The sequence below is a fragment of the Dietzia sp. CW19 genome (assembly GCF_014145265.1).
Taxonomy (GTDB): domain Bacteria; phylum Actinomycetota; class Actinomycetes; order Mycobacteriales; family Mycobacteriaceae; genus Dietzia; species Dietzia natronolimnaea.
This window is the reverse complement of sequence record NZ_JAALEE010000442.1, coordinates 2758-4588: the sequence shown is the minus strand read 5'-3', so window position 1 is coordinate 4588 and position 1831 is coordinate 2758. Positions and strand designations below refer to the sequence as shown.

General features: G+C 71.7%; 2 protein-coding genes and 1 pseudogene. All 3 read left to right on the top strand.

The window, feature by feature from the left end; translation table 11 throughout:
* Positions 1–293 (top strand): annotated as a pseudogene (locus G6021_RS13020) (phosphoglycerate mutase); the annotation flags it as partial.
* Positions 294–399: 106 nt separating this feature from the next.
* Positions 400–1209 (top strand): alpha/beta fold hydrolase, encoded by an 810-nt coding sequence (locus tag G6021_RS13015; RefSeq protein ID WP_179523652.1) that lies wholly within the window; start codon positions 400–402, stop codon positions 1207–1209.
* 14 nt (positions 1210–1223) lie between these two features.
* The coding region (locus G6021_RS17405) for an MMPL family transporter (RefSeq protein WP_241736551.1) at positions 1224–1831 on the top strand (608 nt) is incomplete at its 3' end.

Genomic DNA, 1831 nt, shown 5'->3' with positions numbered 1-1831 from the left:
GGGCGGCCGCGGACGCGGCGATCGCGGACGCGGCGGCGCGGTCCGGGTCCGGGCGCACGACGGTGGTGGTGAGCTCGGCCGGAACCATCTCGTTGGCGGTCGCGGGCCTGTTGGCCGACCCGGAGGGCGTGGTGGGGTTGTGGACCCGCCTGCAACGCGTGACCGTCAACACGGGAGTGGCCCGCGTCGTGGTGGGTCGCGGCGGGATGACCTGCATCGCGGTCAACGAGCACCAGCACCTGGAGCGGGCCGCCGGGCCGGAGGACCCGCGGGGTCTGATCACGCTGCGGTGACCCGGCTTCCGATCCCCTCGAGGTGACCGAAGGGTGGCGCCGGTCGCCGTATCGTACGACTGTGGCGGCCGGACACGGCGGCCGTCCGACTGTCAGGAGAGCCCCGATGCCCACATTCCAGCGCGGTCACACGACCATCGCCTACACCGACACCGGCGTGCCCGCCGGTCGTGAGGACGCTCCCGTGGTGTTCTTCGCCCACGGTCTGCTCTTCTCCGGGTGGATGTTCCAGCACCAGATCGCCCACCTGCGGGACAGGTACCGGTGCGTGACCATCGACTTCCGTGGGCAGGGCGACTCGCCCCGCGCGCTCGGTGGGTACGACATGGACACGCTGACGGTGGACGTCAGCGAACTCCTGCGGCACCTGCAGATCCCCGTGGTGAACTTCGTCGGCCTGTCCATGGGCGGCTTCGTCGGGATACGGCTCGCGGCCCGCAACCCCGAGATCGTGCACTCCCTCACCCTGCTCGACTCCGCCGCCACCGCGGAGGAGCCGGCCAACCGCAGCAAGTACAAGACCCTGTCCAAGGTGTACCGCGTCGCCGGGATGAAGCCGCTCCGGTCCCGTGTGGCGCCGATCATGCTCGCCGACCGCAACCTCTCGGCACCCTGGGTCGAGGAGTGGATGGCGATGCTCGAGCGCACCGACCGCGCCGGTCTGGTCAAGGCCATCGAGTCGGTCGCGGACCGGGATCCGTGCGAGGACGAGGCCATCCGGATCATCGCTCCGACGCTGGTCGTGGTGGGTGCGGAGGACGCGGCCACACCGCCGGACAAGTCGCGCCGGATCGCCGAGCTCATCGCCACCACGAGCTTCCACGAGATCCCCGGTGCGGGTCACTCGCCGACCATGGAACGGCCCGACGAGGTCAACGCCATCCTCGAGGCGTTCCTCTCCGAATACAACGCGTGAGGGCGAGGGAGACGATGACAACCGGGAGCACCGCGACGGACAGTGACGCGTCCACCGGAGGCTGGGTCGGCGTGCTCACGGGGAAGCTCACCGCCTGGCTGATCCTCGCGGCGGTCCTGCTCGTGTCCGGCGCCGTCTTCGCGCTCGCGTCCTCCGAGGGCGCGTCCGAGGCACCCCAGACGTTGCCGGACACCTCCGAAGCCGCCCTCGTCTCCCAGATCCAGCAGGAATTCCCCGACGCGGGGTCGGTGCCGGCGGTACTGGTGGTCACCAGGCAGGACGGTGGCGAGCTGGGCCCGCAGGGGATCGCCGCGGCCGTGGGGGCGGGTGAGCGGATGGCTGAGGTCGTCGGCGCCGCGCCCCAGGGACCGATCCCCTCCGAGGACGGCGCCGCCGCGCTGTTGCTGGTGCCGGTCGAGGCCGAGTCGATCTCCAACGAGCAGGGCAGCGAGCTCGTCCGCGAGATGCGCGACGCCGTCGCCGACGGCCTCGACCCCGGTCTGGAGGCGCAGCTCACCGGCGGGCCCGCCTTCGCCGCGGACACCGCTGCCGCCTTCGAGGGCGCGGACTTCCGGCTGCTGGCCGCCACGGCGACGGTCGTCGCGGTGCTCCTCATCATCAC